Source organism: Stenotrophomonas maltophilia (assembly GCF_900186865.1).
GTDB classification, from domain to species: Bacteria; Pseudomonadota; Gammaproteobacteria; order Xanthomonadales; family Xanthomonadaceae; genus Stenotrophomonas; species Stenotrophomonas maltophilia.
Genome location: NZ_LT906480.1, coordinates 3,220,143 through 3,242,329, shown reverse-complemented (window position 1 = coordinate 3,242,329; position 22,187 = coordinate 3,220,143). Strand labels below are relative to the sequence as shown.

The window sequence follows — 22,187 nt, the reverse complement described above, 5'->3', positions numbered from 1 at the left end:
TGCCAACCTGGGGCGGCATGGATCCAGAAGCGGCAACAACAAAGGCCCCGGATCGCTCCGGGGCCTTTCTCGTTTCAGTTCACCGCTGGATCAACGATCCGGACGGTGTGCTGCATCCGCGTCGCGCTGGCGTTCCATGAACTCCTTGGACGGTTCATCCAGCTTGTCGCCCAGCATGCGGCGCACGACCACGAAGAACACCGGGATCATCAACAGGCCGAGCAGGGTGGCGAACAGCATGCCGCCGATCACGCCGGTACCGATGGCGTGGCGGGAGTTGGCGCCCGCGCCGGTGGAGATCGCCATCGGGATCACGCCCATGATGAACGCGAACGAGGTCATCAGGATCGGGCGGAAACGCAGGCGGGCCGCTTCGATGGTGGCATCGCGCAGGTTCTTGCCGGCGGCGCGCTGCTCCACCGCGAACTCCACGATCAGGATCGCGTTCTTCGCCGCAAGGCCGATCACGGTGATCAGGCCGATCTTGAAGAACAGATCGTTTGGCAGGCCGCGCAGCATCGACAGGCCGAGGGCACCGAGCACACCCAGCGGCACCACCAGCAGCACCGCCACCGGGATCGACCAGCTCTCATACAGCGCGGCCAGGCACAGGAACACCACTACGATCGACAGCACCAGCAGCAGCGTCGCCGCGTTGCCAGCCAGGATTTCCTGGTAGGACATGCCCGACCAGTCGTAGCCGAAGCCGGCCGGCAGATCGTCGTTGACGATGCTCTCCATGGTCTGCATCGCCTCGCCCGAGCTGGTACCCGGGGCCTGCGAGCCGACGATGTTGATCGCCGAGTAGCCGTTATAGCGGCTCAGCGACGGCGGTGCCGACACCCATTCGGACTTGACCACCGTGTTCAGCGGGATCATCGAATTGGTGCCATCGGCGTTCTTGGTCAGGCTGGAGGGGCTGTAGAAGCTCTTCAGCGATTCCTGGCCGGTGCGGTACGGACCATCGGCCTGCATGGTCACGCGCTTGATGCGGCCTTCGTAGAAGAAGTCGTTGACGTACACCGGGGCCAGCATCAGCTGGATGGTGCTGTACACGTCCGACACCGACATGCCCATCGACTGCGCCTGCACGCGGTCCACATGCAGCTGCAGCTGCGGCGCGTTTTCCAGGCCGTTCGGGCGCACGCCGACCAGGTGGTCCGGCTTCTGCGCGGCCTGGCCGAGCAGGATGTTGCGGGCCTGCGTCAGCTGCTCGTAACCGGCACCGCTGCGGTCCTGCAGCCACATGTCGAAGCCGCCGAACTGGCCAAGGCCCTGCACGGTGGGCAGGTTGACCACGAAGATCTGCGCTTCCTTGATGCCATAGAACGCGCCGTTCATGTTCTGGATGAACTCGGGCGCAGTGAACTTGCGTTCCTCCCACGGCTTCAGGCGGATGAAGCCCATGCCCACGTTCTCACCGGAACCGACGAAGCTGAAGCCGGCCACCTGCAGCATGCCTTCATAGCCATCCTGCTTTTCCAGGATGCCACGCATCTGCGCGAACACTTCGTTGGTCTGGCCATTGGTCGAGCCCGGCGGCAGCTGCACGATCGCCAGCGCATAGCCCTGGTCTTCTTCCGGCAGGAAGCTGCCCGGCATGCGGGTGAACAGGAAGCCGCACAGTGCGGTGAGCACCACGAACAGGATCATCCAGCGCGGCGCATGGCGCACCGCCGAGGTGATGTGGCCGACATAGGTGTGGCTGATCTTGTCGTAGTACTTGTTGAAGGTGCGGTAGACGATGTTCGGATTGTCGTTGTGCGTCGGCTTCAGGAAGGTCGCGCACAGCGCCGGGGTGAAGCCCAGCGCCAGGAACGCCGAGAACGCCATCGAAATGGCGATGGTCAGGGCGAACTGCTTGTAGATCTCACCGGCGGCGCCGCCCTGCAGGGCGGACGGGATGAACACCGCAGCCAGCACGACGGTGATCGCCACCACCGCGCCGGTGATCTGGGTCATCGCCTTCTGCGTGGCCGGCTTCGGCGCCAGGCCTTCCTCGGTCATGATGCGTTCGACGTTCTCGATCACCACGATCGCGTCATCGACCACGATGCCGATCGCCAGCACCATCGCGAACAGGGTCAGCTGGTTGATCGTGAAGCCGATCATCCACATGCCCAGGAAGGTACCGAGCAGCGCCACCGGGATGACCAGGGTCGGGATCAGCGTGGCGCGGAAGTTCTGCAGGAAGATCAGCATCACCAGGAACACCAGGAACACTGCTTCAAACAGCGTCTTGACCACTTCCTGGATCGAGATCTTGACGAAGGTGGTGCTGTCGTACGGCGAGAACCAGGTCACGCCGGCCGGGAAGCTGGGCTGCAGCTCGTCCATCTTGGCGCGCACCGCCTCGGCCACGTTCAGGGCGTTGGCGCCCGGCAGCAGCTGGATGGCGAAGGCACCGGTCGGCTTGCCGTTGTACTGGGTGTCGAAACCGTAGTTGTTGGCACCGAAGGCAACGCGGGCGATGTCCTTCAACAGCACCCGCGAGCCGTCAGCGTTGGCGCGCAGGATGATGTTCTCGAACTCCTGCGGCGAACTGAAGCGGCCTTCGGCCGAGACCGTGGCGGTGAAGTGCTGGCCTTCCGGCGACGGATCCGAGCCAAGCGCACCGGCGGCGAACTGCACGTTCTGCGCGCGCACCGCAGCCAGCACCTGGCTGGCCGACAGGCCATAACCCTGCATCTTTTCCGGGTTCAGCCAGATGTTCATGGCGTACTCGGAACCGAACTGCTGGGTGCTGCCGACGCCGGGGATACGCGAGACCTGGTCGAGCACGCGCGAACCAACGATGTCGTTCAGCGCATCACGGTTGATGGTCGGGGTATCGGACTGCAGCGCCACCATCATCAGGAAGCCGGCGTTGGCCTTGGCCACCACCACGCCCTGCTGGGTCACTTCCGAAGGCAGTCGTGGCGTGGCCAGCGAGACCTTGTTCTGCACCTGCACCTGGGCGATGTCCGGATCGGTACCCGTCTCGAAGGTCAGGGTGATCTGCGCACGGCCGTTGGACGACGAGGAAGAGCTGAAGTACAGCAGGTGATCGATACCGGTCAGCTGCTGCTCGATCACCTGGGTGACCGATTTTTCCGTGGTGTCGGCACTGGCGCCCGGGTAGGTGGCCGAGACGGTGACCTGCGGCGGGGCGATGTTGGGATAGGACTCCACGCCCAGGTTGAGGATCGCGATCACGCCGCTGAGCGAGATCAGGATCGCCACCACCCAGGCGAAGACTGGATGTTCGATGAAAAATTTAGGCATGACGGAAGGTTCCCGTTACTGCTTGTTCGAATCGGTGGCGGCCGGCTTGGCCGCATCGGCCTGCTCGGGCTTGGCCGCGTCGGCCGGTGCCTTGCCAGCAGCCGGTGCGGTGCCCGCCGGAGCGGCGCCGCCTGCGGCCGGCTTGCCGTTGGCGTCCTGCCCCGGGCTCCACGGCTTGGCCACCGCCGGTGCACCTTCCTTGACCTTCTGCACGCCGGCCACGATCACCTTGTCGCCGGCGGCCAGGCCGTCGCTGACCAGCCAGTTGCCGTTCTGCGCGCCATCGGTCTTCACGTTCTTGCGCACGACCTTGCCGTCGGCGCCGACCACCATCACGTAGCCGCCGGTGGTGTCGCGCAGCAGGGCCTGCTGCGGTACCAGGAAGGCATTGTTGCGTTCGCCCAGGTTGGCCTGGAAGCTGACGAAGGCGCCCGGCAGCAGGATCTGCTGTGGGTTCGGCAGCAACGCGCGCAACGACACCGCACCGGTGGCCGGGTCGACCGTGGTCGAGGAGAAGTCCAGGGTGCCCGGCTCGCTGTAGGTGCTGCCATCGGCCAGCTTGACGTTCACCGTGGCCTTGCCGTCGCCCGACAGCGCCAGCGCGCCCTTGGCCTGTTGCGCGCGCAGCTGGGTCAGCTCGTCCACGCTCAGCGAGAAGTTCACGTACAGCGGGTCGAGCTGGTCGACGGTGGTCAGCAGGGTCACATCGCCCTGGCCGACCAGCGCGCCTTCGGTGACCTGCTGCTTGTTGGCCACGCCGCTGATCGGTGCGGTTACTTCGGTGTAGCCCAGGCTGATGCGCGAGGAAGTCACTGCTGCTTCGGCCTGCTTGACCGCCGCCAGCGCGGTACGCTCGGCCGATTCAGCGTTGTCCAGGTCGGACTTGGAGACAAACTGCTGCGGCGCCAGCGAACGTGCACGGTCGGCGGCCACCTTGGCGTTGGCGTAGGTCGCGCGGGCCGACGCCAGCTGTGCTTCGGAGGCGTTGAGCGAGGCACGCAGCGGCGCCGGGTCGATCAGGAACAGGGTCTGGCCCTGCTTGACCTGCGAGCCTTCCTGGTAGACGCGCTTGAGCAGCACGCCCGGCACGCGCGCACGCACGTCGGCGCTGCGGAACGGCGACAGGCGACCGACCAGCTCGCGCTGCAGCGGCAGGGTCTGCGGCTTGGCGTCGATCACGCCCACCTCCGGCGGCGGGGGCGTCTGCTGTTCCGGCTTCTTGCAGGCAGCCAGCGCGACAGCAACGGCGCACGTCAAGGCAAGGGTGCGGAGTGGGGCGGTCATCAGGAGGAACTCCGGGGTTGGTTTGAAGACGGGGCCGGCGACGGCTGAGGCGCGAAGGCGCGCAGGAAGCTGTCGACGGAGAACTCTGCCCAGCGCCGACGCAGCCGCGCGTCATCACGATGGGGGGTATGGAAACGCTGTTTGTCGAAATCCTGACCGGCAATCATGCTCAGCAGCAGTTCGGCCATGAAGTGCGGGTCGTCATGCCGGAGCTGGCCACGCATGCAAACGGTTTCAATCCATTCAGCAAGATGAAGCGTCAGTGCGCCGGCTCCGTGCCGGTACAGCGTACGCGCCTCTTCGGGAAACTGGGCCGCGTCGGCGGCGATCAGCCGGCAGGCCTGGCCCACGTGCGGTTGGTTGAAGTGCTCCAGGAAGTCGGTGGCGAACTGGAGCAGGCTGGCACGCAGGTCGTCAGTGCGGAGTGCACGAACCATGGCGCCGGTAGCGTGGCCGACGTGGCGCTGCATCACCCGGCGCAGCAGTTCCTGCTTGCTGCCGTAGCGCGAGTACAGGGTCTGCTTGGAGCAGCCGGCGTGCTGGGCCACCGCCTCCATGCTCATCTGCATGCCCTGCTGGGCCAGCAGTTCGCGTACGGCGTCGAACACACGCTCATCGCGTGCATCGAGGGCAACGGGGAGGTAGGCCGGGTTCACGCGGTGGACTATACCGTCCAGTTCAGGATTGTGGAATCGCATCGGCGTCGCCGCGTGTGTCTTCCGGTAACACGTTTTGCCGATCCTGTCGGCAGTGCTGAAACAGGCGCCAGCACCATACCGGTGCGAACTGAATAGGCGTTTGAACCGCAGCAAACCCGAATCTGCTTATTCCGTCCTGCAGCAAGGCCTTTTCGCGCGGTAGGGCTACAATTTCATTTTCCCAACTGAGCAAGCGCATCGCTCTGCCATGAAACCGCAAAAAACCGCAGCCAAGACCGTGAAGAACAAGACGAAACCAGCAGAGTCGGAGGTCGCAGTGACCGCTGGTTTCTCCCTGGAGCCGGTGTACACGGCCTTGCGCAAGCGCTACCCCGCGGCCGCACAGGCCGAAGCAGTGGCCTTTGCCACTGACTTCTACAAGCGCATGGAATCGGACGAGTTCCCGCACCACAGCGCTGAAGAGTGGGCCGCTCTCGCGGCTGAGACGCTGGAATTCGCGCGTGCCCGCAAGGCCGGCAAGGCCAACGTCCGCGTGTTCAATCCGACCGCGAAGGCCAACGGTTGGGAATCGCCGCACACCGTGCTGCAGATCGTCAACGATGACATGCCGTTCCTCGTCGATACGGTCACCATGTCGCTGGCCGAGCAGGGCGTGGGCGTCCACGTGCTGGGCCACCCGGTGCTGCGCTTCACCCGCGACAAGGCCGGCAAGCTGGTCAAGGTCGGCGAGGGTGATGCCGAGTCGGTGATGCTGCTGGAGATCGACCGCCAGCCGGCCGAAGCCATGGCCGCCATCGAACAGGCCATCAACAAGGCGCTGGACGAAGTACGCGCGATCGTGCGCGACTGGCAGCCGATGAAGGACAAGGCACTGGCACTGGCCGACGACCTGGGCAAGCGCCAGCTGCCGGTCGACGATGCATCGCGCAAGGAAGCACAGGAGTTCCTGCGCTGGGCCGCCGACAACCACTTCACCTTCTTCGGCTACCGCGAGTACCGCGTCGAGAAGCAGGGCAAGGAAGACGTACTGGCGCCGCTGAACGACACCGGCCTGGGCCTGATGCGCGGCAAGGACAAGTCCGCGGCCCGCCCGGTCAAGACCCTGGCCGCGCAGGGCCTGAACGCCACGTCCGGCCTGAAGGACGCGCTGATCCTGACCAAGACCAATGCCCGTTCGCGCGTGCACCGCGCCGGCTACATGGACTACATCGGCGTGCTGGAATTCGACGCCAAGGGCAAGATCATCGGCGAGCAGCGCTTCCTTGGCCTGTTCACCTCCGGTGCCTACAACCGTCGCCCGTGGGAGATCCCGCTGGTGCGCCAGCGCCATGAGCACGTGATGAAGCAGTCGGGCCTGGCCCCGGCCAGCCACAGTGGCAAGGCCCTGCGCCACATCCTGGAAACGCTGCCGCGCGAAGAACTGTTCCAGTCCAGCGAGGACGAACTGTTCCGCACCGCGATGGGCGTGCTGGGCCTGCAGGAACGCGTGCGCAGCCGCCTGTTCCTGCGCCGCGACAAGTACAGCCGTTTCATTTCCGCGCTGGTCTACCTGCCGCGCGAGCGCTTCAACACCGACGTGCGCCTGCGCATCGAGGCGATGCTGAAGGACGCGCTGCACGGTGAGTACGTGGATAGCTCGGTGGTGCTGGGCGAATCGCCGCTGGCCCAGGTGCACCTGATCGTGCGCCCGAAGCCGGGTGAAATGCTCGACGTTGATACCGCCGAACTGGAGCAGAAGCTGGCCCAGGTGCTGCGCAACTGGCAGGACGACCTGCGCGAAGCGCTGGTGGCCCGCCACGGCGAGACCGAAGGCCTGCGCATCGCCGCGCGTATCGGCAAGGCGCTGCCGGCCGGCTACATCGAAGACAACAGCACCGCGGTCGCAGCCAACGATGTCAGCCAGCTTGATGCCCTGACCGGCCCGGACGACCTGCGCCTGAGCCTGCAGGCCGTGCCGCGCGAAAGCGGTGATGGCCTGCGCCTGAAGCTGTATCGCCAGCTGGACGACATCCCGCTGTCGGACGCGCTGCCGATGATGGAAAACATGGGCCTGCGCGTGATCGCCGAGCGTCCGTACCGCCTGTCGGTCGACAACGCCCCGGTGTACGTGCAGGACTTCGAGGTCGAATCGACCGCCGGCGCGATCGATGCCGCCAGCGTCGATGAAGCCTTCGGCGAGACCTTCGCCCGCGTCTGGCACGGCGATGCCGAGAACGATGGCTTCAACCGCCTGGTGCTGGCTGCCGGCCTGCACTGGCGCCAGGTCGCCATGCTGCGTGGCTACTGCAAGTACCTGCTGCAGACCGGCGTGCCGTTCTCGCAGGCCTACGTGGAAGGCACCTTCGCGCGCTACCCGCTGCTGGCCCGACTGCTGGTCGAGCTGTTCGAAGCGCGCTTCGATCCGGCTACCGGCCACGAGAGCAAGGATGACATCGCCGCCGGCCAGGCCCAGCTGAAGGCCCACTTCGATGTGCTGGCTGCTGGCGACGACGCCACCCTTAAGGTGCTCAAGACCGTGGTCGACGCCCGCAAGGGTGACCGCGACGCGCAGATGCAGGCCGCGCGCGATGCGCTGCTGAAGCTGATGGACCGTGTGTCCAGCCTGGACGAGGACCGCATCCTGCGCTCGTTCATGGGCGTGATCGACGCGACCCTGCGCACCAGCTACTACCAGACCGATGCCAACGGTCAGCACGGCCATGTCATCAGCTTCAAGTTTGATTCGGCGCTGGTGCCGGACCTGCCGAAGCCGCGCCCGTACCGCGAGATCTTCGTCTACGGCCCGCGCGTGGAAGGTACCCACCTGCGCTTCGGCGCGGTCGCCCGTGGTGGCCTGCGCTGGTCGGACCGTCGCGAAGACTTCCGTACCGAAGTGCTGGGCCTGGTCAAGGCACAGATGGTCAAGAACACCGTGATCGTGCCGGTCGGCGCGAAGGGCGGCTTCTTCGCCAAGACCCCGCCGGTGAACGGCGACCGCGACGCGATCTTCGCCAACGGCGTGGCCTGCTACAAGCTGTTCATCCAGGGCCTGCTGGACATCACCGACAACATCGTCAACAACAAGATCGTGCCGCCGGTGGATGTCGTGCGCCACGACATGGACGATCCGTACCTGGTGGTGGCCGCCGACAAGGGCACCGCGACCTTCTCCGACATCGCCAACGGCCTGGCCATCGCGCACGGCTTCTGGATGGGCGATGCGTTCGCCTCCGGTGGTTCGGTTGGCTATGACCACAAGGGCATGGGCATCACCGCACGCGGTGCGTGGGAATCGGTCAAGCGCCACTTCCGTGCGCTGGGCCGTGACAGCCAGACCCAGGACTTCACTGCGGTCGGCGTCGGCGACATGTCCGGCGACGTGTTCGGCAACGGCATGCTGCTGTCGCGCCACATCCGCCTGGTCGCTGCCTTCGACCACCGCCACATCTTCCTGGACCCGAACCCGGATGCGGCCACCACGTTCGTCGAACGTGAGCGCCTGTTCACCGTGCCGCGTTCGAGCTGGGCGGACTACGACGCCAAGCTGATCAGCAAGGGCGGCGGCGTGTACCCGCGCAGCCTGAAGTCGATCGAGATCACCCCGCAGGTGCGTGAAGCGCTGGGCCTGGATGACAACGTCAAGGCGCTGTCGCCGAACGATCTGATGAGCGCGATCCTGAAGGCACCGGTCGACCTGCTGTGGAACGGCGGCATCGGTACCTACGTGAAGGCTGCCAGCGAGCAGCACAGCGATGTCGGCGACCGCGCCAACAATGCCCTGCGCGTGAACGGTGGCGAGCTGCGCTGCAAGGTGGTGGGCGAGGGCGGCAACCTGGGCATGACCCAGCTGGGCCGCATCGAAGCCGCCCAGGCCGGCGTGCTGCTCAACACCGACTTCATCGACAACTCGGCCGGTGTGGACACCTCCGACCACGAAGTCAACATCAAGATCCTGCTCAACGATGTGGTGCGGGCCAAGAAGCTGACCGTCGAGCAGCGCAACAAGCTGCTGGCCTCGATGACCGATGAAGTCGCCGAGCTGGTGCTCAATGACAACTACCGCCAGAACCAGGCGCTGAGCCTGATGGAGCGGATGGCGGTCAAGCGCCTGGGTTCCAAGCAGCACTTCATCCGTACCCTGGAACAGCAGGGCCTGCTGGATCGCCAGATCGAGTTCCTGCCGTCCGACGCCGAGCTGTCCCAGCGCAAGGCACGCGGCCAGGGCCTGACCCGCCCGGAACTGTCGGTGCTGCTGTCCTACTCGAAGCTGGTGGCGTTTGCCCAGCTGCTGGAATCGGACATCCCGGAAGATCCGTACCTGTCCAAGGAACTGCAGCGTTACTTCCCGACCCCGCTGCAGAAGAAGTACGCCGACGCGATGGAGCGTCACCGCCTGAAGCGCGAAATCATCGCCACGGCCGTGACCAACCAGACCATCAACCGCATGGGCGCCACCTTCCTGATGCGCATGCAGGAAGACACCGGCCGTTCCATCGCCGAGGTCGCCAAGGCCTACACCATCAGCCGCGAAACACTGGATGCGCGCGCGCTGTGGGCGCAGATCGATGCACTCGACGGCAAGGTGCCGGAGTCGGTGCAGATCGACGCACTGGAAGTGATCTGGAAGCTGCAGCGTTCGTTCGTGCGTTGGCTGCTGTCGCGCCCGGGCGCGATGCCGGGCATCACCGAAGCGGTCAACCGCTACCAGGGTCCGTTCAACGACATCCGCGTTGCCTCGGGTGTGCTGCCGGATTCGCAGCGTCCGACCTACGAAGCCCTGGTGGCCGAGTGGAAGGAAAAGGGCCTGCCGTCCGCGCTGGCGCAGCAGCTGGCCGAACTGCACTTCCTGGAGCCGGCGTTCGACATCATCGAACTGGCCCGCACCCGCAAGCTGAAGCCGGTGGACGTGTCCAAGGTCCACTTCCGCCTGGGCGATGCCCTGCAGCTGCCGTGGCTGTTCGAGCAGGTCGATGCGCTGGAGGTCAACGGTCGTTGGCACGCCGTGGCACGTGGCGTGCTGCGTGACGAGCTGGCCGCCAACCACCGCAACCTGGCCGGCCAGGTGCTGGGCACCAAGGGCAGCAGCGCGGAGGCCAAGGTCGCAGCCTGGATGGGCCGTGACGACAACAGCCTGCGCTTCACCCTGGCGATGCTGGCCGAACTGGCCGAGCAGAAGACCCTGGACTACCCGACCGTTTCGGTCGCGGTGCAGCGCCTGGGCCAGCTGGCGGCACACGGCGCGTAAGTGAAGTAGTGCCAGGCCATGCCTGGCATGCGTGAACCGGAACGGCCCCGCGAAAGCGGGGCCGTTCTGCATTGCACGGTAGTGCCGGCCGCTGGCCGGCAGCCGCATGAACCGCAACCGGGTGCAGCTGCCGGCCAGCGGCCGGCACTACCGGGTATGCTCTTGCAGGCACACCCACCCGGATCCACCGATGAGCGACACCCCCCGCATCGCTTTCCTGGCCAGCACCGCCGAGCCCGCGCAGATGGCCCGCGCGGCGATGATCTCGCGTTATGGCGATCACGCGCCGGAGCAGGCCGACGTGCTGTGCCCGCTGGGGGGCGACGGCTTCATGCTGCAGACCCTGCATCGGCATGGGCACCTGGGCAAGCCGGTGTTCGGCATGAAGCTGGGCACGGTCGGCTTCCTGATGAACCAGTACCGTGGAGACGACGACGTGCAGGCCCGCATCGCACGCGCAGAACCGGCCAACCTGCGCCCGCTGGAAATGGTGGCGCTGACCGAGTCCGGCACCAGTACCGGTTCGCTGGCCTACAACGATGTTTCGCTGCTGCGCCAGACCCGGCAGGCCGCGCATATCGGTATCGATCTGAACGGCCAGGAGCGCGTGGCCGAACTGATCGGCGACGGCGTGCTGGTGGCCACCCCGGCCGGCAGCACCGCCTACAACTATTCCGCGCATGGTCCGGTGCTGCCGCTGGGCTCGCACACCATCGCGCTGACGCCGTTGGCCCCGTACCGGCCGCGGCGCTGGCGCGGCGCGATCCTGAAGGCCGATACCGAAGTGCGCTTCCGCGTGCTCGATCCGTACAAGCGCCCGGTCAGCGTGACTGCCGATTCGCACGAGACCCGCGACGTGGTCGAGGTGACCATCCGTGAGTCGAAGGACCGCCGCGTGACCCTGCTGTTCGACCCGGAGCACAACCTGGAAGACCGGATCCTGAGCGAACAGTTCGTTTTTTGAGGACAATGGGCAGCCGGCCGTGCCGACCGCTTGAAGGACCCCCACCGATGGGCGACAACTCCCCCCGTTTGCTGACCGTCGCGGTGACCTCGCGCGCGCTGTTCGACCTCGAGGAAAGCCACGCGCTGTTCGAGAGCGATGGCGTGGCGGCCTATGCCGAATTCCAGCGCCAGCACGAGGACGATATCCTCGGCCCCGGCGTGGCGTTTCCGGTGGTACGCAAGCTGCTGGCTTTGAACCAGGGCGCCAGCCCGGAGAATCCTCGCGTCGAGGTGATCCTGCTGTCGCGCAACTCGGCCGATACCGGCCTGCGCATCTTCAATTCCATCCAGCACTACGGCCTGGGCATCATCCGCGCAACGTTCACCGCCGGCGAGCCGACCTGGCCGTACGTGAAGCCGTTCGGCACCGACCTGTTCCTGTCGGCCAACCCGGAATCGGTGCGCAGCGCGCTGCGCCACGGCATCGCCGCGGCGACCATCCTGCCCAAGCCGCCCGGCGAGACCGCGGCAGCGGCGGCCGACCAGATCGATACCGGGCGCCCGGCCGGCCAGTTGCGCATCGCCTTCGACGGTGACGCGGTGATCTTCGGTGACGAGAGTGAGCGCATCTCACGCGAGCAGGGCGTGGAGGCATTTGGCCGGCATGAGCGTGAACGGGCCCGCGAACCCCTCAGCGGCGGCCCGTTCCGCGGTTTCCTGTCGGCCCTGCATACGCTGCAGGAAGTATTCCCGGCCGACGAAAGCGCACCGATCCGCACTGCGCTGGTGACCGCACGCTCGGCACCGGCGCATGAGCGGGTAATCCGCACCCTGCGCGAGTGGGGAGTGCGCCTGGACGAAGCGCTGTTCCTCGGCGGCCGCCACAAGGGGCCGTTCCTGCAGGCGTTCGGTGCCGACATCTTCTTCGATGATTCGCAGCACAACATCGACAGTGCGCGAGAGCATGTGGCCGCCGGCCACGTACCGCACGGTGTCGCCAACGAGGGGTGAAACCATGCCGGGTGGGTGCCAACCGTTGGTTGGCACAGCCATGCATCGGCGCCCACCAAGCTGGGCATCTACCAGAGCGCTGTACCGCGGTAGTCGCCAACCTTGGTTGGCGCCGTCCTGGGTCCATGCCCACCAAGGTGGGCACCTACCGAAAGCAGCACCGTCGAAGGGCATGACCCGTCACGGGGTGGCCGACATCCCCAACCGCAGATCCACCACCTTCCAGCGCATGCCCTGCGGTTCCAGCACCACTTTCATCGGCGGCTGGTCGGGGCCGCGATCGACGTCGATCACGAAGCGGTCCAGCGCTTCGAAGTGATGCTCGGCGTTCTTCAATGGCCGTGCCGGCTCGGTCGCGCCGAAGGCATCACTGCCCTGCAGTTCATTGCGGCCGCGCTTCCACAGCACGTGGCCCTGCAGCATTGCGCCGATGCCGGTCGGGGTCACCATGGTCTCCACCGCTGCACCGCCGATCTGGTCGCCGAGGCCGTACAGCAGGGCGCCGAACGGGCTGGCCGCTACATCCGGGCCGGCCTGGCGTACCAGATAGTCGTTGAGCTGGGCGCGCAGGCTGCTGCGCACGCGAGGGAAATCGACATAGCGTTCCAGTCGCGCCGTGTCGCGTTCTTCGATGGCCCTGGACAGGCCGTGCACGGCCATGTACGGGCCGCCGAACCACCACGCAGCCAAGGCCAGGACCAGCAGCACAGCCAGTGCAGTGAGCTTCTTCATGCTGTCCAGACTGCCGCAAGTGAGGCAGCCAGTGGTGAACGGCAGGTGATGCGGCTCAGAACTCCAGGTCCAGCGCCGCGCACAGGTAGTCAACGAACGGGCCGAGCCCAGCCAGGTCCTTGCCCAGCGTGGACAGCAGGCGTGGGCCGGTCATGGTGGCATCGTCCAGCGAGCGCCACATCACCCAGTTGCGGTGCTTGAGGTCGTCGATGAACTCGAAGTCGGCCGGGAAGCCACGCGGGGGCCGCACCAGCTTTTCGCTCTCCTCGAAATCGAAGCGTTTGCGCAGGGCCGGTGCATGCGCGGCGGCCTTCCAGCTGCCCGGATTGTCGAGGATGAAGTGGCGTACGCGGCGCTGGGTTTCCGGTTCCGGATGCCACAGGCCAGCGCCGACGAAGCTCTCGCCCGGCTGCAGGTGCACGTAGAACGAGGGCGCGGCCACTTCGCGGCGGCGCTCATGGAACAGGCGTGCACCCTGCCAGGTCTTGTACGGCGACTTGTCGTTGGAAAAACGCGCGTCACGATGGATGCGGAACAGCGAGCCACCGACGCCACGGGTATCGGCGCGGAAGTGCTCGCTGACCTCGGCCAGCGCCGGCTGCAGGTCGCCCAGCAGGCGCAGGAACGGTTGCCGCACGTGGTCTTCGTACTGCTGGCGGTGATCGTTGAACCAGGCCTTGTCGTTGTGCCGCGCAAGGCTGCGCAGGAACTTGAAGCTGGCGTCCGAGAAATAAGTGCTCACAGCGTCTCCTGCATGTGCTGGCCCCAGTCGCGCAGCGATTGCAGCAGGGCCTGGCGCCGGGTGTCATCGGGCGCTTCAGCGGCCAGTGCATCCAGCTGCTGCTGGTACTGGGGCAGGTTGAGTTCGCCCAGGCCGCCGTCTCCGAGCAGGCGCTGGCGGCGGTAATCCTGCCAGCGCTGGCGTTCAGGCGGCGCGAGGCTGTCGGGATGATTGCGCGCGCGGTAGCGGAACAGCAGCTCCGGCAGGCGCGGGTCGCGGAAGCGACCTTCCAGCGCGGCCAGCTGCTCGGGCGCAGTGGTGCGTGCAAGCGCAAGCAGCGGCTTGTCACCGTTGCCGAGGAAGCCGTCGTACAGCGAGGCATCGACGTCGGCCACGGTGGCGGCGCGGGGCTGGTTGTAGACCTGCCGGGCTTTTTCGGCCAGCTGCGGGGCGAACGCGCGCAGGCGTTCCACCTTGGCTTCGATCGCAGCCACATCCAGGCCGAGGCGCGCGTGGTCATCGGCGCGCAGGTGGTTCCAGGCGATCAGCGCCGGCACCTTGTTCAGATGCACTTCCTTCAGAGGTACCCGTGCCACGCCTTCGGGCAGCTCGCTGGCGCGCATGTACAGGCGCTGTGCGATCACCTCGGCCGGCAGTTCCAGCAGGTCGTCGATCTCGCCTTCCAGGTCGAACACGATCACCCGGTTGTTGATGGTCGGGTGCACGGCCAACGGCAGCACCGGTGCCGCGCACAGGCGGCTGGCCGGGTAGCGCATGGAAATGTGCAGCACCGGCTTCATCGCGGCCACGTCCAGCAGGCCGCCGACGAAGCGCTTGTCGCGCAGCTTCAGGGCGTAGTCCCACAGGCGTGGTTGCGACTGCTTGAACAGCCGCGCCATGCCGATGGTGGCGCGCACGTCGGACAGTGCTTCGTGTGCATCGCCTTCGCGCACGTGGTTGGCTTCGGCCAGATGTTCGAGCTTGAACGAGGTGGCGCCATCCTCGCGCAGCGGCCACCGGATGCCGTCCGGGCGCATCGCGCGCATCAGCCGCAGCATGTCCAGCAGGTCCCAGCGCGAATTACCGTTGCGCCACTCGCGTTCGTACGGGTCGTGGAAGTTGCGGAACAGCCCGTAGCGGACGAACTCATCGTCGAAGCGCAGCGTGTTGTAGCCCAGCGCGCAGGTGCCGGGGCGCGACAGCTGCTCGTTGATGCGGTCGAAGGCCTCGGCCTCGCTGATGCCTTCGGCCAGTGCCTGCTGCGGGGTGATGCCGGTAACCAGGGTGGCCATCGGCGAGGGCAGCAGGTCATCGGCCGGGCGCACGAAGAAGCTGACCGGGGTGTCGATTTCGTTGAGATCGGCGTCGGTGCGGATGGCGGCGAACTGCGAGATGCGCGTGCGCCGCGGGTCCTGGCCGAAGGTTTCCAGATCGTAGAACAGGAAGCTGTCAGCCATCAGTGCGCGCCCTCCAGGACCGGCAGCTGCGCGTGGATCTGCGCTTCCAGCGCGGCCCAGTCGATGTTGTCCAGTGAATCGTGGCCGGTGGTGGCGGCCACCAGCATGTCGCGTTGCAGTTCGGTGCGGCGCAGTGCCTCGGCGTACGGCGTGTGCAGGAAGGTGACCATCGTGTAGTGCGGCACGAAGCGGGTCGGCCAGCGCCGCTGCAGTTCCTGTTCCAGTTCGCGCTGCAGCAGGAATGCAGGGTCGGCAACGCGGTCGCGCATTTCCAGGTAGTTCTCCAGCGCCATCTGCTGGATGGCACGTGCATTCGGCTTGCGCTCGGCTTCGAACGCGGCGAACGCACCTTCCAGATCATCGGCCTCCATCAGGTGGCGGGCCAGCGCAACGCAGTCCTCGAACGCGCAGTTCATGCCCTGGCCGTGGAACGGCACCATCGCATGCGCGGCGTCGCCGATCAGCACGGCACGGCCCTGCTGGTGCCAGCGATCGAGCGTCAGCGTGCCAAGCAGGCCCGGCGGGTGCTGTTCCCAGTCTGCGCGCAGGTTCGGGATCAGCGGCAGGGTGTCGGCGAACTCGCGCGCGAACAGCGCCTCGGCCTGCGCGCCGGTATTGATCGTGGCGAAGCTGGGATCGCCCTGGTTGGGCAGGAACAAAGTGACGGTGAAGGTGCCTTCGTGATTGGGCAGGGCGATGCACATGTAATGGCCGCGCGGCCAGATATGCAGCGCGTTGCGCTCGATGCGGAAGCTGCCATCGTCGGCCGGCGGAATTTCCAGCTCCTTGTAGGAGTGATCGAGGAACGCGATGTCCTCGCCCAGCGGCGCCCGCCGGTTCATCGCCGCGCGCAGGGCCGAGCCTGCACCATCGGCACCGATCAGGGTGTCGAAGCGGATGTCATGCGGGCTGTCGTCGCGGTCGTCGATGAAGCGTGCGTAGCCGGCGTCGAAATCGACGGTGTGCAGGCGGCGGTGGAAGTGTACGGTCGCGCCAGCCTGTTCGGCCAGTTCCAGCAGCGTGGTGTTGAGGTCGCTGCGATGGATCGACCAGATCACTTCGCTGTCGTCGCGGCCATAGCGCTGCAGCTGCGGTTCGCCTTCGCGCGGATGCACCATGCGTCCGCGCATCATCACCGCGCGCGCCATGACCTCGTCTTCCACACCGGCCTGGCGCAGCGCATTGCGCCCACGCTCGGCCAGCGCCAGGTTGATCGAGCGGCCGCTCTCGTAGTCGGCCACGCGTGGATCGCCACGGCGTTCGTACAGGGTGATGCGCCAGCCCTGGCGTGACAGCAGGATGGCCAGCAGCGACCCGGCGAGGCCGGCACCGATAATGCTCAACGAGCGGGAAGCATGTGCGATCAACGAACTGTCCAGCAGTAGGGGAGGGACCGGCTCAGAGGCCGGCCCAGGCTTCCACTTCCTCGACGAAGTGGTGCACGTCCAGGTAGCGGTTGTAGAGCGGGGTGGGCGAGATGCGGATCACGTCCGGCTCGCGCCAGTCGCCGAGCACGCCGATGCCGCGCAGGTGCTCGAACAGCGCACGGCCGCGCTCGCGCCCACCGATCACGCGCAATGACAGCTGGCAGCCACGGCGCTGTGGCTCGGCCGGGGTGATGATGTCGAGCACGCCGGAAAGGCGTGCACGTACAAGCGCTTCGAGCATGCCGGTCAACGCCAGCGACTTGTTGCGCAGTGCCTCCATGCCGGCGCGCTCGAACAGGTCCAGCGACGCGCGCAGCGGCGCCAGGCCGAGGATCGGCGGATTGCTGAGCTGCCAGCCTTCGGCACCGATGGCGGGGGTGAACTGCGGTGCCATCTGGAAGCGGGTGGCTTCCTCATGGCCCCACCAGCCGGCAAAGCGCGGCAGCGTGGTGTCGCGGTGATGGCGCTCGTGCACGAACGCGCCGGCCACCGCACCCGGGCCGCTGTTGAGGTATTTGTAGTGGCACCACACGGCGAAATCGGGTGCGACGTCATGCAGGCGCAGCGGCAGGTTGCCGACCGAGTGCGCCAGGTCGAAGCCGATGCGCGCGCCCTGCAGGCGGGCAGCACGGGTGATTGCATCGAGGTCGAAGGCCTGGCCGGTGCGGTACTGCACGCCGGGCCACAGCACCAGTGCAAGGCGCGGACCGTGTTCGGCGATGGCGCGCTCGATCGCGGTAAGCGAGATCGTTCCGTTGGCGTCGTCCGGTTGCACTTCCACCAGGCACTCGGCCGGGTCGAACCCGTGGAAACGGATCTGCGCTTCGACCGCGTGTCGGTCGGTCGGGAACGCACCGGCTTCCATCAGGATCACCGGGCGCTGCGCGGTCGGTCGGTAGAAGCTGACCATCATCAGGTGCAGGTTCACGCTCAGCGTGTTCATCGCCACCACTTCGCTGGGCAGTGCACCAACCACGCGGGCCAGCTGCGCGCTCACCAGACGGTGGTAGGACAGCCACTGCGTCGGACCGGTGAAGTGGCCTTCCACCGCCAGCTCGCCCCATTGCTTCATCACTTCCTGCACCGCGGCCTGGGCGCCACGCGGCTGCAGGCCCAGCGAGTTGCCGACGAAGTAGGTCTGCTCGCCACCGCCATGGCGCGGAATCAGGAATTCGTTACGCAGCGGGCGCAGCGGATCGGCGGCGTCCAGGGCAATGGCGTGGGTGCGGCTGAGCAGGTCGGACATGGTCGGGCAACAGGCTGCAACGGGACCGCCAGTGTAGCGCCTGGGGCATGGCCCGGTAGACGCGGCCACGCTTCGAGCGCCGCGTTTTCTGGTAGTGGCCCACCTTGGCTGGCGCGCGTGGATCCATGCGCCCACCAGGGTGGGCGCCTACCGGTGTGGGCGTCAGCCCGCCGCCGGCACCGGCAGCGGATCCACATGCCCGCACTGGCTGCAGGTGCGCAGCTCCAGGCTGGCGTGATAGCGCGCAAACACCTTGGGCAGGTCGGTCTCGATGTTCTGCAGCGGGAAGAACTCTTCGTGCAGCTTGTGGTTGCAGCGTTCGCAGTGCCAGATCACGCCGTCCTTCTCGTGCGGCAGGCGCTTGCGCTCGACCACTAGGCCGATGCCGCCGGGCGGGCGCCGCGGCGAGTGCGGCACCCTGGCCGGCAGCAGGAAGATCTCGCCGGCGCGGATCGGGATGTCGCGCACCGCGCCGTCCTCCTGCACCTTCAGCACCATCTCGCCCTCGAGCTGGTAGAACCACTCCGGGCCTTCGTCGTAGTGATAGTCGGTGCGCGAATTCGGCCCGCCCACGACCATCACGATGAAGTCGCCGTTGTCGATCATCTTGTTGCCCACCGGCGGCTTCAGCAGGTGGCGGTTTTCTTCGATCCAGGCGTGCAGGTTGATCGGCGAGGCGAGCATGGTCGTGGTCCGTAGTGAGGTCAGTCGCGCCGGCCCTGGCGGGGCACGTAGGACAGTGCCTTTTCATAGGCTGGCTTCAGCTCTTCCGGTCCACCGACATCGATGCCCATTTCGCTGACCCGGCCGTTCTTCAGGCTGTAGACCCAGCCGTGCACCATCAGCTTCTGCCCGCGCGCCCAGGCGTCCTCGACGATGGTCGAACGGCACAGGTTGGCGACCTGCTCGATCACGTTCAGTTCGCACAGGCGGGCATGCTTCAGCTCGTCATCCTCGATCGCATCGAGGATGCCCTGGTGCTTCTGCACCACGTCGCCGACATGGCGCAGCCAGTTGTCGGCCAGGCCGACGCGGGTATTGTGCAGGCAGGCGTGCACGCCGCCGCAGCCGTAGTGGCCGACGATCAGGATGTGCTTCACCTTCAACTGGTCCACCGCGTACTGCACCACGCTCAGGCAGTTCAGGTCGGTGTGCGCGACCACGTTGGCGACGTTGCGGTGCACGAACACTTCACCCGGCGCCATGCCGATGATCTGGTTGGCCGGCACCCGCGAGTCGGAGCAGCCGATCCACAGGTATTCCGGATGCTGCTGCTTGGACAGCTGCTGGAAGAACTCAGGGTCTTCCTTGGCGATGCGGTCGGCCCAGTCGCGGTTGTTCTGCAGCAGGCGGTGGATGTCTTTCATGTGCGGTATCCCTGGCGTCGGGTGGGGGCAAGGCGCGGCCGTTCTGGTCGCGCCGTCGCGGGAAGCTGGGGTGATCAGCCGCTGGAGGCGGACTGTTCACGGTGCCAGCGCATCCACTGCGCCAGCTCATGGGAGGACGGGGAGGCGAGCGCGTCCAGTGCGGCGATCACGGCCTGCTGGTTGGCGTCGGGATGGTTCTGGCTGAGTTTCAGCTTCAGCTGCACGTGTTCCACCTGGAAGCGGAAGCCGACGATGGCGCGCAGCTCCGGGCCGTGTTCGGCGCGCGTGGCATCGAACCGCCAGGCCTGGCCGGCGCTGGCTTCGAAGTGGTCGCTGATCGCGCCGACCAGTTCGGCCAGCGCATCAGCGTCGTCGAAGGTCTGCAGCTGGCCACGCAGCTCGGCAGCGGCGTAGTTCCAGGTGGGTACCCGCGCGGCGGGCTCCTTGTCCGGATACCAGCTGGCCGACACGTAGCCGTGTGGGCCATCGACCAGTACCTTGGCCGCGCCGCTGTGGCGCGACTGCGGGTTGGCGCGGGCCCAGTGGCCGCGCAGTTCGATCTGGTCGCCGTCACGCCGGTACAGCACCGGCATCCGGGTCAGCTCCGGCAGGCCATCGCTGCCGGGGGTGAGCACGGTAACGAACGGGTCGCGCGCCAGCAGGCGGTCCAGCCAGAGCAGGTCGGTCTCGGCGAAGGCGCGCGGGGTGAACATGCAGGGGTCAGGCGCGCCCGCCCAGCGACTGGACCATGCGGCCACGCAGACCCTCGTCGCTGTCGGCCTGCGGCGGCTGCACTTCGTGCAGGCTGAAGCCGCGCACCAGTGCGTCCTCCTCGTCCAGGCCGTCGTACTCGACGAACTCGGCGTCGAACAGCTGCGAACGGGCGGTGTCTTCGCTGTCGTAGCTCAGCGTGTTGCCATCGCTGTCGAGCACTTCGGCGGTGCCGGCCGGGCGAACGCGCAGGCGCGCCCAGATCAGGGTGTTGCCGAGGCTGGCCAGCCACCAGCTGTCGCGCGAGGCGGTGATGTCGTTCATGAGCGTATTACCAGAGCGAGGCCAGCCAGAGCAGGGCGGCCATGCCCAGTCCGGCCAGCAGGGTCAGCAGCGATACCCAGGCCGGTGTCGCCAGCCCGGACAGCGAGCGGTCCGGTTGCTGCCGATAGTCGCGGCGCAGCAGCCAGGCCAGGGCATCGGGCTTGAGGAAGGCGCCGCTGCCGAAGCGCGCGGCGAGCGCCGGATGGCGGTCGCGCACGTGCACCAGGGTCAGCGGCCAGAAGATCACGAAGGCACTGAACCCGGCCACTGCAACGCCGACGAAACAGAGGGCGAAGAACAGGGTCATGGGGGCAGTACCTCCGTGGTCGTATGGGGCTTAGAAGTCCGCGCTGCCCGGGGCGCGCGGGTAGGGGATCGCATCGCGGATGTTGGACAGCCCGCAGACGTACACCACGAGGCGCTCGAAGCCCAGGCCGAAGCCGGCGTGCGGCACCGAGCCATAGCGGCGGAAATCGCGGTACCAGCTGTAGTGCTCGCGATCCAGGCCGAACTGGGCCATGCGCGCGTCCAGCACGTCCAGGCGCTCTTCGCGCTGGCTGCCGCCGATGATCTCGCCGATGCCCGGGGCCAGCACGTCCATCGCGGCAACGGTCTTGCCGTCGTCGTTCAGGCGCATGTAGAAGGCCTTGATGTGCTCCGGATAGTTGGTCACCACCACCGGGCGGCCGACGTGTTCCTCGGTCAGCCAGCGCTCGTGCTCGGTCTGCAGGTCCAGGCCCCATTCGACCGGGAAGTCGAACTTCCTGCCGGACTTCTGCAGCAGGCTGACCGCGTCGGTGTAGTCGATGCGCTCGAACGGTGCGTTGATGAAGTCTTCCAGCTTGGTGATCGCGTTCTTGTCCACGCGCTCGGCGATGAAGGCCAGGTCGTCGCTGCGCTCGTTCAGCACCGCACGGAACAGGTACTTCAGGAACTCTTCGGCCAGGCGTGCGTCTTCGGCCAGGTCGGCGAAGGCGATTTCCGGCTCGATCATCCAGAACTCCGCCAGGTGGCGGGTGGTGTGGCTGTTCTCGGCGCGGAAGGTCGGGCCGAAGGTGTAGACCTTGCTCAGCGCCAGGCAGTAGGCCTCGACGTTCAGCTGGCCGGACACGGTCAGGAAGGTTTCCTTGCCGAAGAAGTCGCGGCTGAAATCGATCGCGCCCTTCTCATCGCGCGGCAGGTTCACCATGTCCAGGGTGGACACGCGGAACATCTGGCCGGCGCCTTCGGCGTCGGAGGTGGTGATGATCGGGGTGCTGATCCAGTTGAAGCCGTTCTCGTGGAAGAAACGGTGCACGGCCTGGGCGAGGCAGTTGCGGATGCGGGTGACCGCGCCGAACAGGTTGGTGCGCGGGCGCAGGTGCGCCACTTCGCGCAGGAACTCCGGCGACATCGGCTTGGGCTGGATCGGGTAGGTGAGCGGGTCTTCGACCCAGCCGACCACTTCCACTGCACTGGCCTGGATCTCGAACGACTGGCCCTTGCCCTGCGACTTCACCAGGGTGCCGGTGGCGATGACCGAGCAGCCGCTGGTCAGGCGCTTGATCTCGTCGAAGTTGGCCAGGCTGTCGCCGGCCACGACCTGGATCGGGGCGAAGCAGGAGCCGTCGCTCACATTCACGAAGGCCAGATTCGCTGAACCGCGCACCGTGCGCACCCATCCGCGTACCGTGACTTCGCCGCCTTCCGGGATCTTCCCGGCAAGCGCATGTTCAACGCTGACCACCGTCATGACTTGAATCCTCTGCTGATCGACTCGATCTGTGAACACGGGAGTTTACCGGTTGCAGCGTTCTGCTTGCGAGGCATTTTTCG

17 protein-coding genes are annotated in these 22,187 nt (G+C 66.6%); 3 read left to right on the top strand and 14 right to left on the bottom strand.

The window, feature by feature from the left end:
* Positions 1-90: 90 nt before the first annotated feature.
* Genes CKW06_RS15455 through CKW06_RS15445 form a run of 3 tightly spaced genes read right to left on the bottom strand, consistent with a single transcriptional unit; the run spans position 91 to position 5,204 of the window.
* The gene (locus CKW06_RS15455) at positions 91-3,264 is read right to left on the bottom strand and encodes a multidrug efflux RND transporter permease subunit (RefSeq protein WP_024957240.1); all 3,174 of its coding nucleotides are present in this window, start codon (positions 3,262-3,264) and stop codon (positions 91-93) included.
* A gap of 15 nt (positions 3,265-3,279) precedes the next feature.
* Positions 3,280-4,548 (bottom strand): efflux RND transporter periplasmic adaptor subunit, encoded by a 1,269-nt coding sequence (locus CKW06_RS15450; RefSeq protein ID WP_024957239.1) that lies wholly within the window; start codon positions 4,546-4,548, stop codon positions 3,280-3,282.
* The gene (locus tag CKW06_RS15445; RefSeq protein ID WP_005410245.1) at positions 4,548-5,204 is read right to left on the bottom strand and encodes a TetR/AcrR family transcriptional regulator; all 657 of its coding nucleotides are present in this window, start codon (positions 5,202-5,204) and stop codon (positions 4,548-4,550) included. Before CKW06_RS15445 ends, CKW06_RS15450 begins: the two co-directional genes overlap by 1 nt.
* A 250-nt stretch (positions 5,205-5,454) precedes the next feature.
* On the opposite strand from CKW06_RS15445, the gene CKW06_RS15440 reads away from it, so the two are divergent.
* The 3 genes from CKW06_RS15440 to CKW06_RS15430 all read left to right on the top strand — a co-directional run bounded on the left by CKW06_RS15440 (position 5,455) and on the right by CKW06_RS15430 (position 12,387).
* A complete protein-coding gene (locus CKW06_RS15440; protein WP_024957238.1) occupies positions 5,455-10,431 on the top strand; it encodes an NAD-glutamate dehydrogenase in 4,977 nt (1,658 codons plus the stop codon).
* 190 nt (positions 10,432-10,621) lie between these two features.
* Entirely contained in the window at positions 10,622-11,395 is a 774-nt protein-coding gene (locus tag CKW06_RS15435) for an NAD kinase (protein WP_005410243.1), read from the top strand.
* A gap of 47 nt (positions 11,396-11,442) precedes the next feature.
* The gene (locus CKW06_RS15430; RefSeq protein WP_024957237.1) at positions 11,443-12,387 is read left to right on the top strand and encodes a 5'-nucleotidase; all 945 of its coding nucleotides are present in this window, start codon (positions 11,443-11,445) and stop codon (positions 12,385-12,387) included.
* 180 nt (positions 12,388-12,567) lie between these two features.
* Here CKW06_RS15430 and CKW06_RS15425 read toward each other — a convergent pair whose 3' ends face one another.
* From CKW06_RS15425 to asnS, 11 genes are all read right to left on the bottom strand, one after another.
* A complete protein-coding gene (locus tag CKW06_RS15425) occupies positions 12,568-13,119 on the bottom strand; it encodes a DUF2939 domain-containing protein (RefSeq protein ID WP_024957236.1) in 552 nt (183 codons plus the stop codon).
* A gap of 55 nt (positions 13,120-13,174) precedes the next feature.
* The gene (locus CKW06_RS15420; RefSeq protein WP_005410240.1) at positions 13,175-13,861 is read right to left on the bottom strand and encodes a DUF2461 domain-containing protein; all 687 of its coding nucleotides are present in this window, start codon (positions 13,859-13,861) and stop codon (positions 13,175-13,177) included.
* The gene (sbcB, locus tag CKW06_RS15415; protein WP_024957235.1) at positions 13,858-15,297 is read right to left on the bottom strand and encodes an exodeoxyribonuclease I; all 1,440 of its coding nucleotides are present in this window, start codon (positions 15,295-15,297) and stop codon (positions 13,858-13,860) included. Before sbcB ends, CKW06_RS15420 begins: the two co-directional genes overlap by 4 nt.
* Positions 15,297-16,664: an FAD-dependent oxidoreductase gene (locus CKW06_RS15410; protein ID WP_012480765.1), complete on the bottom strand. Its 1,368-nt coding sequence runs from the start codon at positions 16,662-16,664 to the stop codon at positions 15,297-15,299. Before CKW06_RS15410 ends, sbcB begins: the two co-directional genes overlap by 1 nt.
* A 31-nt stretch (positions 16,665-16,695) precedes the next feature.
* On the bottom strand, positions 16,696-17,970 hold the full coding sequence (kynU, locus tag CKW06_RS15405) for a kynureninase (protein ID WP_024957234.1): 1,275 nt from the start codon (positions 17,968-17,970) through the stop codon (positions 16,696-16,698).
* 162 nt (positions 17,971-18,132) lie between these two features.
* A complete protein-coding gene (locus CKW06_RS15400) occupies positions 18,133-18,654 on the bottom strand; it encodes a 3-hydroxyanthranilate 3,4-dioxygenase (RefSeq protein WP_005413911.1) in 522 nt (173 codons plus the stop codon).
* Positions 18,655-18,674: 20 nt separating this feature from the next.
* A complete protein-coding gene (gene can / locus CKW06_RS15395) occupies positions 18,675-19,337 on the bottom strand; it encodes a carbonate dehydratase (protein ID WP_005413910.1) in 663 nt (220 codons plus the stop codon).
* A 74-nt stretch (positions 19,338-19,411) separates the two neighbouring features.
* On the bottom strand, positions 19,412-20,050 hold the full coding sequence (locus CKW06_RS15390; protein WP_024957233.1) for an FMN-binding negative transcriptional regulator: 639 nt from the start codon (positions 20,048-20,050) through the stop codon (positions 19,412-19,414).
* A gap of 7 nt (positions 20,051-20,057) precedes the next feature.
* A complete protein-coding gene (locus CKW06_RS15385) occupies positions 20,058-20,372 on the bottom strand; it encodes a hypothetical protein (RefSeq protein WP_005410233.1) in 315 nt (104 codons plus the stop codon).
* 7 nt (positions 20,373-20,379) lie between these two features.
* Entirely contained in the window at positions 20,380-20,679 is a 300-nt protein-coding gene (locus CKW06_RS15380) for a hypothetical protein (protein WP_005410232.1), read from the bottom strand.
* A 30-nt stretch (positions 20,680-20,709) separates the two neighbouring features.
* On the bottom strand, positions 20,710-22,104 hold the full coding sequence (gene asnS, locus CKW06_RS15375; protein WP_005410231.1) for an asparagine--tRNA ligase: 1,395 nt from the start codon (positions 22,102-22,104) through the stop codon (positions 20,710-20,712).
* Between the last annotated feature and the right edge of the window lie 83 nt (positions 22,105-22,187).